Here is a 14166-nt window from a genome sequence, read left to right as displayed (position 1 = left end):
CGGGATGCTTCTCTCAGGCCGGTTTATCGGCAGGCGGCTGGTCAGGCTGCCTGCGACGCCACATCATCATTAGCTGAACGGTATTTGCCAACACCACCACGGCCGTTGCCGCAAAAACCCAGCGGAAGCCACCGATAGCGGAAATCCCCGATCCCAGCAGCGGGCCAACGACATTCCCCAGATACATAAACGACTGGTTATAACCGAATATTCTTCCGGTGATGCGGTCGCTGGAGTAACGCAGCAGCAGAGTCTGCACCGCTGGCATCATCGCCCCTTCGGCAAAGCCAAGCAGGAAACGTAATGCCCCGAGCTGGAGTGCACTGTCTGCCCACGACATGGCCATAAACAGGATGATGGTCAGCATTAATGCTGCAAAAAGAATGCGCTGCGCGCCAATCCGGTCACCCAGCTTCCCCAACTTCGGCGCGGAAAACAGCGCTGAAACGCCAGGGATCGCCGCCACCACGCCGCTAATAAAGGCAATGTTCTGCACATCGGGTTCCAGTTGCCGTACAAACAGCGTCAGGATCGGGCTGATAGAACCATTGCAGAGCTGAATAACCAGCGTTGTAATAAACAGACTGACGATAAGCCCAGGATGACTGAGCGAGCGAAAGACCATACTGCCGCTGAGCTTCTCGCCTTTTTTTGCCTGCCGCAGACCTGTTTCTTTAATCAGAAACAGCGTAATCAGAAAACTGGTTAGCAGCAGACAGGAAGTAATCAGGAAAACGGCGCGCAATCCCACCCAATCGGCCAGAAAGCCGCCCATTAGCGGTCCCATAATCACCCCACATATCTGCGCGGTTGACACCATACTCAGCGCCCAGCCGCTACGCTCACGCGGCACCTGTGACGCGACAAGCGCCATGGCATTGGGGATATAGCCGGAGGTGAGTCCCATCAGCGCCCGCAGCAGCAAGAGCTGCCAAACGTTACTGACAAAGGCCTGCAAAAAGATGACTACGCCCATGCCCAGCGAAGCGCGTAGCAGCATTAGCTTGCGGCCTTTACGATCGGCAAGGCTGCCCCACATCGGCGAGACGATGGCGGAAATCATAAACGTGATGCTGAAAATGAGTCCTGACCATAGCGTCAGCGAGCTGGGATCGGTAACGCCAAGTTGCTCAACGTAGAGCGGAAGGAAAGGAATAATTTGACTGATAGCGAGGCCGGTAAACAGGCAGCCGAACCAGACTGAGATGAGGTTAACCTTCCAGGATTCCATCTTACCGTTTTAAAGCCTTATAGCAGCTGCGCAAGTTCAGAGTGTATCAAGCGCTTTTTGGTTAAGAGCAACAAAACGCGGGATAGCGATCATTTTAGCGTAGTCTGCTGCCTACTCGCTCTTACAGGAGACAAAACTCTGAAGAAGAGCAGAATGCTCTCTCCTTTCGCAAACGTCTCAGGGCAGGAAAACGCACCCTATCAAAACTCTTTCTTATTCTGCTAACGGTGAAAACAAATCTTTCTGGCTGTAACATTTATTGTATTTTCCATTATTACAAACAGTAATGGCCTAATTTTTAATTAATTAATCTCATAACTTGAATATACAGCCATGGCATCTACACTTTACTTTCAACACGACGAAATGTTCATTACATCAGCTGAATAATGGCATTTTATTTTATAATCTAAAATGACTGGAGATTATTATGACAAATCATCGTGGTGGATCAGGAAATTTTGCCGAAGATCGTAAACGTGCATCTGAAGCAGGCAAAAAAGGCGGCCAGCAAAGCAGCGGCAGCTTTAGCAACGATCGGGAAAAAGCCTCTGACGCCGGTAAAAAAGGCGGTCAGAGCGGCAGCAAGAGCCGTAGCTGACGTTGCCTGAATATGTTTTTTATCTGCCCTGGTTTATCTCCGGATAGGCCGGGGCTTTTATTTTACGCCAGAGATTTATCTACTATAAATAAACAGGAGAACTGCTAATGAAAGCTGTTGTCTATCACGGCCCTAAAAATATTTCCGTAAAAGACATTCCCGATGCTGTTATTGAGCATCCCAGTGATGTCCTGGTGCAAATAACCACGACGAATATTTGCGGTTCTGACTTACATATGTATGAAGGACGTACCAGCTTTGAAAAAGGGAAAGTTTTTGGACATGAAAATCTGGGGAAAGTTATTGAAGTCGGTGCGGCAGTTCAAACCGTTAAAGTAGGTGACTATGTCTGCATGCCTTTTAACGTTGCCTGCGGTCATTGTGAAAACTGCGAAAGAGGCCAGACGGCTTTTTGCCTGAATGCTAACCCGGGCGCGGCGGGTGCCGCCTATGGTTTTGCCGAAATGGGACCCTGGCAAGGTGGACAGGCGGAAGTTCTGCGCGTGCCATGGGCTGACTTTAACTGTCTGGTGTTGCCAAAAGATGCCGCTGAACGGGAAGATGATTACGTCATGCTTTCCGATATCTTCCCAACAGGCTGGCACGCCACCGAACTCGCAGGCATGAAGCCAGGCGACAGCGTGGCTATTTATGGCGCGGGGCCGGTAGGATTGATGGCCGCTCATTCAGCCGCCATCAAAGGCGCTTCGCAAATTTTTGTGGTGGATACGCATCCCGATCGGCTCGCCCTGGCCGAAAAATTTGGCGCAACCGCAATCAATGCTGTGGGCCAGCAGGCCGTGGACAAGATCCTTGAGTTGACCGATGGCCGCGGCACCGACTGCGGCTGTGAATGCGTGGGCTATCAGTGCTGCGATAAGCATGGGCATGAAGATAATAGCGTTACGCTAAACAGCCTGGTAGGCAGTACGAAAGCAACAGGAGGCATTGGCGTGGTCGGCGTATTTGTGCCTCAGGATCCGGGTGCCAAAGATCGACTCCAACAGCAGGGTAAGATGGCGTTCGATTACGGAAACTTCTGGTTTAAAGGGCAATTTATGCGAACCGGACAGGCAAACGTGAAGGCCTATAACCGTAACCTTGCACGCCTTATTCAGCACGGGCGAGCGAATCCGGCCGCCATCGTCTCGCACCGTCTAAGCCTTGCCGAAGCGCCTAAAGCCTACGAGCAGTTTGATAAACGCGCCGAAGGCTGGACCAAGGTACTGTTAAAGCCCTGAATCTCTATAGCCAGAACGCAAAAAACCCGCCATAAGGCGGGTTTTTGGTTTTCACATCAGCCGGTTAGGCGTTTGTGAAAGTTCTCTCGAATTACAGAGCAGTTACGTTAGCAGCTGCTGGGCCTTTCTGGCCGTTTTCGATAGAGAACTCAACTTTCTGACCTTCTTCCAGAGTTTTGAAACCCTGGTTCTGGATTGCAGAGAAGTGTACGAACACGTCTTTGCTGCCGTCAGTTGGAGAAATGAAGCCGAAACCTTTCTCAGCGTTGAACCATTTTACTAAACCAGTCATTTTGTTAGACATTTGTCTTTCCTTCAATAAGTATTAAGCCGCTAAGGGCACGGGGTTTGTCAACAGGGTGGACTTATGAGGCACTTAAGAAGGAAGTCAGGAAGAAGAGATATCTGAGATAACGCTTTAACTGAAAACTGCTTTACTAAAATTGCTCGCATACGTTGTCTGTTTCAAAACCGACGGGTGCATTTACTCATAACCGACGTTGCGACACAAGCCCATCGGCATAAAAAAAATGAAATAGCAAATAAGCAACTGATTTTTATAGCAATAAATATCATATTATTTTTGCTGTTTTATCCATCTTTGTTATCGCTCTGCAATTTGGGGCTTTCTACAGAGAGTAAATTTTGGCAGCGGTGAAAATATTTCCAATCGTTACTGGCATTTCCGCCGCGCCCATCCAGACTAATAAATCTCCACCTGTTTATTTTTTAGGCTAAGCGCCAGACCGTCGTTTTGATGGACTGGACCGTAAACAATGCTCTTTCCGACCTCACCGGTTTTCACCGAAGGCGTCTTTCTGGGGGTTTATATGAGACATCACACGCCTGGCGCTGGCCGCGCAATCACCGATTATTTTAACAGCCCGGCTTTTCATGCGCCGAAAGAGAGTGAGCTGCTGGCGGCAATCATGACTGAAATGATGCGTAACGGCAGACCAGCAACGACAAAGGCCATTATTGCCAACGTCATCGCGAAGCTTGAAGGCGAAGTTGATGAAAACAAATTGCAGAGCTACCGCAATTTACTCACCCAGCTGCTGGATGAAAAAACGCGATCCGCTTAGCTAAAGGCTAACAAGCGTTTCGCCCGTAAAGCAAATTCATACCCAACATCACAGGCAAAAAAAACCCGCACAGGGCGGGTTAGGCGACGAGCACTTCTGTTTTGGCGATATTTAAATATCGCTGTTCTTGATGCGTTATCTTATCTCCCCCTTGTTGCAATGGCATGACAGCCTGTCAGGCCTTTTGACAAGATGAGGTAAAAAAAGCCGCCCCGCCTTCAGGAAATGATAAAATTCTCCGACGGCGACAGGAGTCGCGATGAATAATCCAGGGAAAATGGAATGAAACAAAAGATATTTTTCAACCAGGGAACGGCGATCGTTTTGCTAATGCTGTTTTCCGTTGGGCTGGCATCGATTGCCTCAGACTGGCTCAGAGCGCCGACGTTGCCGGAAGAATTTGCCCGCCAGAACCTTCATACCATCGACGGGAAAGAGGTCACCATTGCCGAACTTAGCGCAAAAAAGCCGCTGCTGGTTTACCTGTGGACTAACGGATGCAGTGCCTGTCGCTACACCACCGCGGGAATGCTCACGCTAAGTGACAACGACTATAACGTGCTGGCCGTTGCGCTACGTTCTGGAAATGATATCCACGTCGTACGCCTGCTGCATGGCAAACATTTGGTTCTGCCGGTGGTCAACGATCCCGTTGGGGAATTGTTCAGCGGTTGGAAAATCAACGCGTCGCCTACTTATCTTATCGTCTCACGCGGTAAGATGGTGCAGAGTACCAGCGGCTGGACCAGTACCCTGAGCATCCGCATTCGTTTGTGGTGGGTCAACAAATGGTACAGATAAATCACGCTTATCCGCAGTAAACACGGGTGATGATATTTTTACTGTCTCCCATAAAATTCAAGCGATTAAGATTGAAGTCCATGGTGACAGCCGCGTTGTAAGGGACGGCGCGAACGGGCTTTTCAAACCGTACCCCGTCCAGCGATGACAGCGATTTACCCAGGTAATGTTGATACTCTGAGGCGCCGCAGCGATCCATTTCTGGATCACGCTGCGCAGATCCATTTTTCGTCGCTGACTGGCAGCCCGCCAGTACCAATACGGCTGCCAGTAGCGTGACCTTTCCATTAAATATCATGCCGTTTTCCTCATGCACAGGTTTCCATTCAGTTCACCGCAAGGTTAGCAGATAAGCGGCTGTGGATAAAAACGGTGCGCACTTTGTGATCCCGCGCAAAATGGCACAGATTGCTTTTTAAACAGCCTGAGGTGGCGCTATAATTTAGGAATAGTCTTAGCAAAGGAGCAGATTATGGAACTCGTCGTATTTGTTCTCTTCGCGGTTATCATGACCGCCGTTGCGGTTAAAGTCCGCTAGGCTTACAGCCCGTTATACGGGCTGTTTTCTTATCCCCAGCGTCACCGGTTCGTTAAGCAACAGGCTAAAGCGCTCAAGCGGCATGGGCCGTCCAAGGTAGTAACCCTGCCCTTCCTGACAGGCAATAGCCTGTAGCTCCTGCAACTGTTCGCGCGTTTCAACACCTTCCGCCGTTACCGTTAGCGCAAAGGCTTTACCCAGCCCGATAATCCCTTCCACAATCGACGCGGCCTGCGAACAATGGGGAAAATCGTTCATATAGGAGCGATCCATTTTCATGCCGTCAAACGGGAAGGTTTTTAAATACCCCAGCGAGGCGTGTCCGGCCCCAAAATCATCAACCGTCAGTTTAACGCCCAGCTTTTTCAGCTGCTGCATCACTTCCAGTGCGCTTTGTGGATTCTCCAGCGTAATATTTTCCGTGATCTCCAGCTCCAGACGCCCGGCTGCCAATCCGCTGCGAGCGAGCGCCTCGGCAACGCGTTTTGCCAGATTGCCGCTGCGAAACTCCACGGGTGAAATATTCACCGAAACATACATCGCTTCTGGCCAGGTTAAAGCATCGGTACAGGCTCGGGTCAACACCCAGTCGCTGATTTCAACGATCAGGCCGGTTTCTTCCGCCAGGCCAATAAACTTGTCCGGCATGATCAGCCCTTTGTCCGGATGCTCCCAGCGGATAAGCGCCTCCGCGCCATCCAGTCTGGCATTTTTCAGCCCGTAGCGAGGCTGATAGTAAAGTCGCAGCTCGTTGCCAACGATAGCTTTGCGCAGGCCACGCTCCATTTCACGCCGTAGTACCAGGTGTTCCGCCATTTCCGGGCTGTACCACGTCCAGCGGTTACGGCCTTCACGCTTCGACTTATACAAGGCAATATCCGCCAGCCGCAGCAGTTCCTCCGCCTGCATCGCATCTTTCGGGGCGAGCGCAATCCCCATACTCGCGCCAATAAATATCTCCTGCTGGCCCAGATAAAAAGGCCGACAAATTTCATTCAGCAACGCCCGACAGCAGTTGTTGATCTCCTGCTCATTCGCCAGATCGGAGACAATCACAATAAATTCATCGCCGCCCTGCCGTGATACCAGGTCACCGGCTTTCAGCACACTGCGTAAACGGAGCGACACTTCATTTAGCACACTGTCGCCCGCCGCATGGCCCCAGGTGTCATTGATCGGTTTGAAATTGTCGAGATCAAGACTGATCAACACCAGCGGCCGTTCCGCGGTGGGATGTGCCTGTAGCCTGCCAAGTAAAAATTCACTCATATAGAGCCGGTTTGGTAGTCCGGTTAACGCATCATGCTGTGAGAGATAGTGAATACGTGCCTGATCTTCGACTTCTTTGGTCACATCCGAAACCGTGCCACGGTAGCCAGCAATCTGCCCGTTACCTTCAACCACCTTAGTGACCAGAGTACAAATGCGCGTTTCTCCACCAGCAGAAACCGAATAACAGCGCAGCGTCTGTCGGTGATGCTCCTCACGCTGCTGAAAAATCCAGCCAGACACGGGCTGAGTGTCATGCTGCAAAAGATCGTCGATGGATTTGCCAAGCAGCTGCTCAACATCGTAGCCGGTGACGGCAGTGAAACGCTCCGACAGATAAATTAAGATGCCCTGCGCATTGGTCTCCCAGATCCAGTCCGACGCGGTTTCGGCCACGTCGCGAAAACGTGCTTCGCTGGCCGCCAGTTCGCGCTGGCTGTGCATCAGCAGCAAAAAGCGCTGGTCGCACAGCATGGCGTTATGCATCGCATGATTAACCACTCTGCGTGCCACCAGGCCAAGAATAACCGCGGCGGCAAACAGCATAGGCAACAGGATCAGCAGTAAATTTCGCCCCGGCTGATCGGAATCCCAGCGGATGACGACCGGCGTACTGTCTGCCACTTCTTCGTTGATAAACGGCGTAATAAACGCATCCTGTAAACTACCAGGCACGCGGGCATTGGCCACGCCGATTGCTGCACCGAAATCGCGTAATTTTTCCGGCGTTAAACGATCGATGAAAATCAGCACGGAAGGCATTCCGGCCCGGGTTTTCAGTCCGGGGACTTTTCCTGTGGTAATTGGGGCAGCCGCCACGATAGCCGGTGTCGAGCCAATCATCATGTTGGTTGAGGTCGCACTTTCCTGCTTCAGCAGTGCTCTGGCCTGTCTGACCAGCGGTGCGGCATGAGTACCCAACCAGCTTTCAACCGGCAAGTCCGACAGCTGGCCGTTAATGACTGAATAACGCGTACGGCCTTCGCCATCGACAACAAACACGCCTTCGTAATGGAATTCACTGAACAGACCCGGCCCGAGATTTTGCTGATCGTACGCCCAGTCGGTATCCACATTCAGATGCAGATGGTTCCAGGCTTCGCCCCAGAAGGCGTAGTCACGAATGTTCTTCATTAAATCCTGGCGACGATCCTTCCAGCCGTTATGCAGCAGAAGGCTCTCTTGCCTGATGGAGCTTTCGTTCTGTCGCCAGGCAATTCCTACCACCATCAGCATCGACAGCAGCACTACGCCGCTCATCAGCAGAGAAAGCGACATTAAAAGTCGTCGGGTAAAAAAAGTGCTTTTCTGACCGTCAGTCAGCACCAGGTTTGTCTGTAATGGGGAAAAATTCATTTATCCGGACCTTTTCCTGCTGACTGGCGAACGTTCCTGTTCGTCAGTTTTGAGGGCATCTGAGAAAATCGCTGGTCCACAACTTCTCCAGACGCGATCGATAAGTGCACTATCGGCCTGGAAGCTAAACAATTTAGGTCTGTCGGTGAGTTATTCCTCTGCCTCGACAGCGGCAGGGGCGCTTGCTAACATCGGCCGATCCCTTTCCCGGAACGCCTCGAATGAAGAATGAGTATGAAAAGGTGGTTCATACCCTGCTGTGTCTGGGAATGTGCCTGATTTGGTTCAGCATAACGTTGCTGTTAAAAACGTCCGCAAGCTATCCGCTGCTGCTTAACAACGGCATGCTGATGCCGGTTCTTTGCACAATGGAATTTTGCATACTGGTGCCGCTCTATCTCTGGTATACCCGTCGCTATCAGGCGATCCCGCTGGGAAAGCTGCGAGGCAGTCAAATGTTGCTGTTCGGTCTGCTGTTGTTGGGACTGATTGCTTTACAATCCTTGTATATGCAGCAGGAAAGCTGGACCCATTCGCAGCTGGGCCAGGGCGAAGCATGGCGAAGAACGCTGGCGTTTTCAGTGGCTGTCGTATTACTTGCGCCCTTCTTTGAAGAAATAATTTTTCGGGGCTTTTTGCTGGAATCTTTATTGATCTGGGCACCAGAACAACGCTTTGCCTGCGCTTTACTCACCTCATTAGCCTTTGCCGCAATGCATACGCAATACACTCATCCGCAAACCCTGATTGCGCTTATCGCCCTTTCACTCCTGCTATGTTATGCCAGAATGAAATCCGGTGGCCTCAAACTGCCGGTGGCGCTGCATATGCTAAATAACGCCCTTGGCGTCGCTCCCGCGCTCTGGCTTAGCTGGCAGCACTGAACTTAAGGATTAGCATTTATAACCATTACGACTGGGTTATAACTTTTTCGAATATCGATAGCGGATATTCTACTATTGGTCTGACGAGGCGCTCCTTTACACTCGCTGGCAAATTATAAAAGGAAACGTCATGAAAATTATTGTCCCAATGATCGCCGCGGCGCTGGCGGGTTCTTTTGCAGCACAGGCTGCCACGCCGCCAGATACGCTGGTAATCGCACAATCTATTGATGATGCAAGCAGCTTTGACCCGGCAGAAGGTTTCGAACTGACCTCGGTACAGGCCTTCACCAACCTTTATCAACGTCTGGTGCAGTCTAATCCACAAAATCCGACCGAACTGCAACCGACGCTGGCTTCCAGCTGGCAGCCCGGTAAAGACAATCGCAGCCTGACGTTTACCTTACGTGACGGTGCAAAATTTGCTTCCGGCAATCCAGTGCGCCCGGAAGACGTTATTTTCTCTCTCAGCCGCGTGGTCAAACTTAACCTTGATCCTTCATTTATCCTTACCCAACTGGGCTGGACGAAAGAGAACGTTGATACTCAGCTGAAAAAAATTGACGACACGCATGTGCAGGTAAGCTGGACTGCCGATGTCAGCCCGACCTATGTTCTGAGCCTGCTTGCCGCGCCCGTCTCTTCCATCGTTGATGAAAAGATCGCGACGGCCAATGCCAAAAATGGCGATTTCGGCAACAAATGGCTGGCTCTGCATTCGGCAGGCAGCGGCCCGTATCAGATCCGCAAATTCATCCCACATGAAGTCGTGCTGTTCTCTGCTAACGCGACCTCACCGGGCGGCGCACCTAAGCTTAAAAATGTCCTAATCAAAAACGTGCCGGAACCGGCTGCTCGCCGACTGCTGCTTGAGCAGGGCGATGCGGATATCGCGCGTAACCTGGGTGCCGATCAGATGACCGCGCTGAAGGGCAAAGCCGATGTGAAACCGCTGGCGATCCCGATGGCCTCGCTGTACTACATGCAGTTCAACATCGACGCTAATCCCGTATTGAAAAATCCGGCGCTGTGGGAAGCTTCACGCTATCTGTTCGACTACCACGGCATTGCCGACGACTTGCTGAAAGGCCAGTTCCAGGTCCATCAGTCGTTCCTGCCGGAAGGTTTCCTCGGTGCGCTGAACGATAACCCATACACGTTTGATCCTGAAAAAGCTAAGGCGATTCTGGACAAGGCCGGGCTGAAAAACGTCAGCTTTAAGCTGAGCGTCAGCAATCAGCCGCCGTATCTGGATATTGCTCAGGCGTTGCAGGCCAGCTTTGCTAAGGGTGGCATCAAGGTTGAGCTGATCCCTGGCATCAGCACTGAAGTCGCCACTTCGGTAAAAGCGCATAAATATGAAGCGACGCTGAATGCCTGGGGCGCGGATTATTTCGATCCGAATACCAACGCTTCTGCCTTTGCTTACAATCCGGAAGACGGCAGCAAAACGCTGGCGTGGCGTTCTAACTGGCACATTCCCGAGCTGAATAAGCAAACGCTGGCGGCTACGGCTGAAAGCGACAAGGCGAAACGCGTTGAGCTGTACAAAAACATGCAGCGCGAAGTGCAAAAGAATTCGCCGTACGTAGTGGGCTTGCAGGCTCGCAACCTGATTGCGCTGCGCGCAAATCTTAAGGGCTATATTCAGGGCATCAACCCCGATATGGTTTACTACAGCCAGGTCACTAAGTAATGGTATCACTTGCTGCTGAAGCCGGGTCCGCCCGGCTGTTTTGGTTACGAGCCGGACGTGTCATGACCGGTTTGGCCTCGCTGGCGGTGACGCTGCTTGGCCTGCTGGCGTTCACGTTTATGCTTTCTCATCTCTCGCCGGTCGATCCCGTGTTGCAGATTGCCGGCGACCACGCCAGTGAATCTACCTATGCTCAGGTTCGTCGCGAGCTGGGTCTGGATCAGCCGCTGCTGATGCAGTTCTGGCATTACCTCACGCATCTGGCCCATGGTGATTTGGGCATCTCCCGCCTGACTAATTCGTCAGTTGCAGGTGATTTGATGCGCACTTTCCCGGCGACGATCGAGCTGGCAAGCTGCGCCATGCTGTTCGGTGCCGTTTTTGGCATTCTGCTGGCGCTGCTGGCGGCGTGGAAACCAGGAAGCGTGGTCGATAATCTGGCTCGTCTGGTTTCGCTGCTGGGCTATTCGGTGCCGGTATTCTGGCTTGGTCTGCTCGGCCTGCTGCTGTTCTATGCCGTGCTGCACTGGTCAGCCGGGCCGGGACGGCTGGACGATATCTGGATCTATACGCTCGAACCGAAAACCGGTCTGGTGCTGGTCGACAGCTGGCTTTCCGGTGATAAAGAGATGTTCCGCAACGCGATTGCGCATCTCTGGTTGCCGGTTGTGGTGCTGGGCCTGTTGGCAATGGCCGGGATCACCCGCCTGCTGCGTGCGGCGCTACTGGAAGAGAACAGCAAAGAATACGTGACGCTCGCCCGCGCAAAAGGCGCCAGCCGGGGCCGCATTCTGTTACTGCATATTTTCCCTAACGTGCGCGGCACGCTAATCACGGTTCTCGCGCTTTCTTACGCCACGCTGCTGGAAGGCTCAGTACTGACTGAGACCGTCTTCGCCTGGCCCGGCGTGGGTCGCTACATGACGACCGCGCTGTTTGCTTCTGACACGCCAGCGATTCTTGGCTCGACGCTGCTGATTGGCGGCTGCTTTATTACGCTCAATGCACTGGCGGACGCGTTAACTTATCTCACCGATCCGAGAACCCGATGACGCAAAATTTAACCGATATTGAAATCGCGAAGCCGCAGCGTCGTCGCCGTGTGCGCGTAACCTCGCTGGCGATTGGCGGTACGCTGGTGGCGATACTGCTGCTGGCGGCGCTATTGGCACCGCTACTGGCACCTTTTGATCCTAATGCACAGCTGATGACTGCTCGCCTGTTGCCGCCTTCCTCAGCACACTGGCTGGGCACGGATGGTTTTGGCCGCGATCTGCTTTCACGCGTTATCTATGGTGCGCGCCCTACCCTGCTGCTGGTTTCGTTGATCCTGCTGCTGACCATTCCGGTTGGCATGCTGGTCGGCATTTGTGCCGGCTACCTTGGCGGCTGGACCGAGCGCGTGCTGATGCGCATTACCGACATTTTCCTGTCTCTGCCGAATCTGGTCATTGCGCTGGCGCTGGTCGCCATGCTGGGGCCAGGCCTGATGAACGGTGCGCTGGCGCTGGCGCTGACCAGCTGGCCGCCGTTTGCCCGCCAGGCCCGTGCGGAAACGCTGGCATTGCGCCGCAGTGATTATCTGGCCGCTGCGCGTATGCAGGGCATCAACGGCCTGCGCCTGATGTTCGGCCATATTCTGCCGCTCTGCCTGCCAAGCGCGGTCGTGCGTGCGGCACTGAGCCTCGGCGGTATAATTCTTTCGGCTGCCGGACTGGGCTTTTTAGGCATGGGCGTACAGCCGCCGACCGCGGAATGGGGTTCGATGGTCGCCGAAGGCAGCAAGGTCATTTTCGATCAGTGGTGGGTTGCCGCCGCACCGGGCGGGGCAATTTTGTTTGCCAGCCTGGCCTTTAACCTGACGGGCGACGGCCTGCGTGACCGACTGGATACCCGAAATGCCAACTGAAAATTCCCCGCTGATCGTCGCAAAACGTCTGCATATCGCCAGCGCAACCGGTACTGCGCTGGTAAAAGATATCAGCTTCAGCCTGGGCCGGGAACGCGTGGCGCTGGTCGGCGAATCCGGTTCCGGCAAGTCGCTTACCGCCCGTAGTCTGATGGGCCTGTTGTCGCCTTCGCTCCAGCTGCATGCCGACACGCTAAGCGTTGCCGGTGAAAACGCCTTGACGCTAAACGAGCGTCGCTGGAGCCAGCTTCGCGGAAGCAAGCTGGCAATGGTTATGCAAGACCCGAAATATGCCTTGAACCCGATGCGAACTATTGGCTGGCAGGTTGCGGAACCGCTGAAGCTGCATAGCCGTTTGGGCCGTGCAGAGATTAAAGAGAAAGTTTGCGACATGCTGGATGCGGTAGGTCTGCCGCAACCCGCTCAGCTTATGCAGCGCTATCCCCACCAGCTTTCCGGCGGGATGGGACAGCGTGTGATGCTGGCGATTGCGCTGATTGCCGATCCGCAATTTCTGATTGCCGATGAACCCACCTCCGCGCTCGATCACGCTATGCGCGATCAGGTGCTGGCGCTTATTCGCCGCCTGGTGGAGGATCGCAACATGGGGCTGTTGCTAATTAGCCACGATTTACAGCAGGTTTCCGAGCACTGCGAACGCGTGATGGTGATGTATCAGGGTGATATTCTCGATACGTTACCGGCTGCCGAGCTGCCAAACGCTACTCACCCGTATACCCGCACGCTGTGGTCCTGCCGTCCGAGTAAGGCGACGCAGGGCAAACCGCTGCCGGTTCTGGATCGTGCAGCACTGGAGGCTCACCGTGAACATGATTGATCTGCAAAACCTGAGCGTTTCGCATCGCCAGGGCTATGAGCAGCGTACCGTCGTCCATGATGTTTCTCTGACCGTCGCCGCCGGTGAATGCTTTGGGCTGGTTGGCCCGTCCGGCTGCGGCAAGTCGTCGCTGCTGTGGGTGATGGCTGGTCTGAATCCTCACTGGGACGGCAGGATGACGCTGGCCGGTCATGAAGCGGCGCACGGCAAAGCTTTTACCGGTCAGCTTCGTCGCGATGTGCAGATGGTGTTTCAGGATCCCTATGCTTCGCTGCATCCTCGACATCGCCTTCGCCGCACCCTCGCCGAGCCGTTAAAACTGCTGAAAGTGCAGGATATCAACGATCGCATTGACAGCGGCTTCCGCCATGTTGGTCTGGATCCTGCGCTGGCCGATCGCTATCCGCATCAGCTCTCTGGCGGTCAGCGTCAGCGCGTGGCAATTGTGCGGGCGCTGCTGCTCCAGCCGAAAATCCTGCTGCTGGATGAGCCAACCTCAGCGCTGGATATGTCGGTACAGGCCGAAATCCTCAATTTGCTGAACACGCTTAAGCAGCAGGATAATCTGACGATGGTACTGGTGAGCCACGATCCCGACGTGATCGATCATATGTGTGACCGCGCGGTTCGCATGGATCGCGGCCATATCGTCGGTTGAGTGTGCTGGCTTTAAAAGCCGCCATGTTCTGATGGCGGCTTTTTACTCTCTTTTGTATC

General features: G+C 53.3%; 14 protein-coding genes. 10 read left to right on the top strand and 4 right to left on the bottom strand.

What is annotated here, in order from left to right; all coding sequences use genetic code 11:
* Positions 1-13: 13 nt before the first annotated feature.
* Complete coding sequence (locus tag AAGQ96_RS04960; RefSeq protein ID WP_147195664.1) at positions 14-1231, bottom strand: multidrug efflux MFS transporter; 1218 nt, start codon at positions 1229-1231, stop codon at positions 14-16.
* 430 nt (positions 1232-1661) lie between these two features.
* Here AAGQ96_RS04960 and AAGQ96_RS04955 point away from each other — a divergent pair, with 430 nt between their 5' ends.
* A complete protein-coding gene (locus AAGQ96_RS04955; protein ID WP_342754990.1) occupies positions 1662-1832 on the top strand; it encodes a general stress protein in 171 nt (56 codons plus the stop codon).
* Positions 1833-1939: 107 nt separating this feature from the next.
* Positions 1940-3073, top strand: coding sequence for a glutathione-independent formaldehyde dehydrogenase (locus tag AAGQ96_RS04950; protein ID WP_147195660.1), 1134 nt, complete (start codon positions 1940-1942; stop codon positions 3071-3073).
* Positions 3074-3164: 91 nt separating this feature from the next.
* On the opposite strand, the gene cspA is transcribed toward AAGQ96_RS04950, so the two are convergent.
* Complete coding sequence (gene cspA / locus AAGQ96_RS04945) at positions 3165-3377, bottom strand: RNA chaperone/antiterminator CspA (RefSeq protein WP_125288360.1); 213 nt, start codon at positions 3375-3377, stop codon at positions 3165-3167.
* A 526-nt stretch (positions 3378-3903) separates the two neighbouring features.
* Here cspA and AAGQ96_RS04940 point away from each other — a divergent pair.
* Positions 3904-4158: a biofilm development regulator YmgB/AriR family protein gene (locus tag AAGQ96_RS04940; protein WP_147195658.1), complete on the top strand. Its 255-nt coding sequence runs from the start codon at positions 3904-3906 to the stop codon at positions 4156-4158.
* A 282-nt stretch (positions 4159-4440) separates the two neighbouring features.
* Positions 4441-4959: a protein disulfide oxidoreductase gene (locus tag AAGQ96_RS04935; RefSeq protein WP_342754989.1), complete on the top strand. Its 519-nt coding sequence runs from the start codon at positions 4441-4443 to the stop codon at positions 4957-4959.
* 7 nt (positions 4960-4966) lie between these two features.
* On the opposite strand, the gene AAGQ96_RS04930 is transcribed toward AAGQ96_RS04935, so the two are convergent.
* Positions 4967-5257, bottom strand: a complete 291-nt coding sequence (locus AAGQ96_RS04930; protein WP_147200530.1) for an I78 family peptidase inhibitor — start codon at positions 5255-5257, stop codon at positions 4967-4969.
* 252 nt (positions 5258-5509) lie between these two features.
* Positions 5510-8122: an EAL domain-containing protein gene (locus tag AAGQ96_RS04925; protein WP_342754988.1), complete on the bottom strand. Its 2613-nt coding sequence runs from the start codon at positions 8120-8122 to the stop codon at positions 5510-5512.
* Between the two features lie 221 nt (positions 8123-8343).
* Here AAGQ96_RS04925 and AAGQ96_RS04920 point away from each other — a divergent pair, with 221 nt between their 5' ends.
* The 6 genes from AAGQ96_RS04920 (at position 8344) to AAGQ96_RS04895 (ending at position 14107) form a co-directional block, all read left to right on the top strand.
* Positions 8344-9006, top strand: coding sequence for a CPBP family intramembrane glutamic endopeptidase (locus AAGQ96_RS04920; RefSeq protein WP_342754987.1), 663 nt, complete (start codon positions 8344-8346; stop codon positions 9004-9006).
* A gap of 130 nt (positions 9007-9136) precedes the next feature.
* Positions 9137-10702: an ABC transporter substrate-binding protein gene (locus AAGQ96_RS04915; protein WP_342754986.1), complete on the top strand. Its 1566-nt coding sequence runs from the start codon at positions 9137-9139 to the stop codon at positions 10700-10702.
* Positions 10702-11754, top strand: coding sequence for an ABC transporter permease (locus AAGQ96_RS04910; RefSeq protein ID WP_147195650.1), 1053 nt, complete (start codon positions 10702-10704; stop codon positions 11752-11754). Before AAGQ96_RS04915 ends, AAGQ96_RS04910 begins: the two co-directional genes overlap by 1 nt.
* On the top strand, positions 11751-12611 hold the full coding sequence (locus AAGQ96_RS04905) for an ABC transporter permease (protein ID WP_147195649.1): 861 nt from the start codon (positions 11751-11753) through the stop codon (positions 12609-12611). Before AAGQ96_RS04910 ends, AAGQ96_RS04905 begins: the two co-directional genes overlap by 4 nt.
* The gene (locus tag AAGQ96_RS04900) at positions 12601-13449 is read left to right on the top strand and encodes an ABC transporter ATP-binding protein (RefSeq protein WP_342754985.1); all 849 of its coding nucleotides are present in this window, start codon (positions 12601-12603) and stop codon (positions 13447-13449) included. Before AAGQ96_RS04905 ends, AAGQ96_RS04900 begins: the two co-directional genes overlap by 11 nt.
* The gene (locus tag AAGQ96_RS04895) at positions 13442-14107 is read left to right on the top strand and encodes an ABC transporter ATP-binding protein (protein WP_147200528.1); all 666 of its coding nucleotides are present in this window, start codon (positions 13442-13444) and stop codon (positions 14105-14107) included. The genes AAGQ96_RS04900 and AAGQ96_RS04895 overlap by 8 nt, the downstream gene beginning before the upstream one ends.
* Positions 14108-14166 lie beyond the last annotated feature (59 nt).

This window comes from Pantoea sp. MBD-2R (genome assembly GCF_039134845.1).
Classification (GTDB): domain Bacteria; phylum Pseudomonadota; class Gammaproteobacteria; order Enterobacterales; family Enterobacteriaceae; genus Erwinia.
This window is presented reverse-complemented; position numbering and strand designations above follow the sequence as displayed.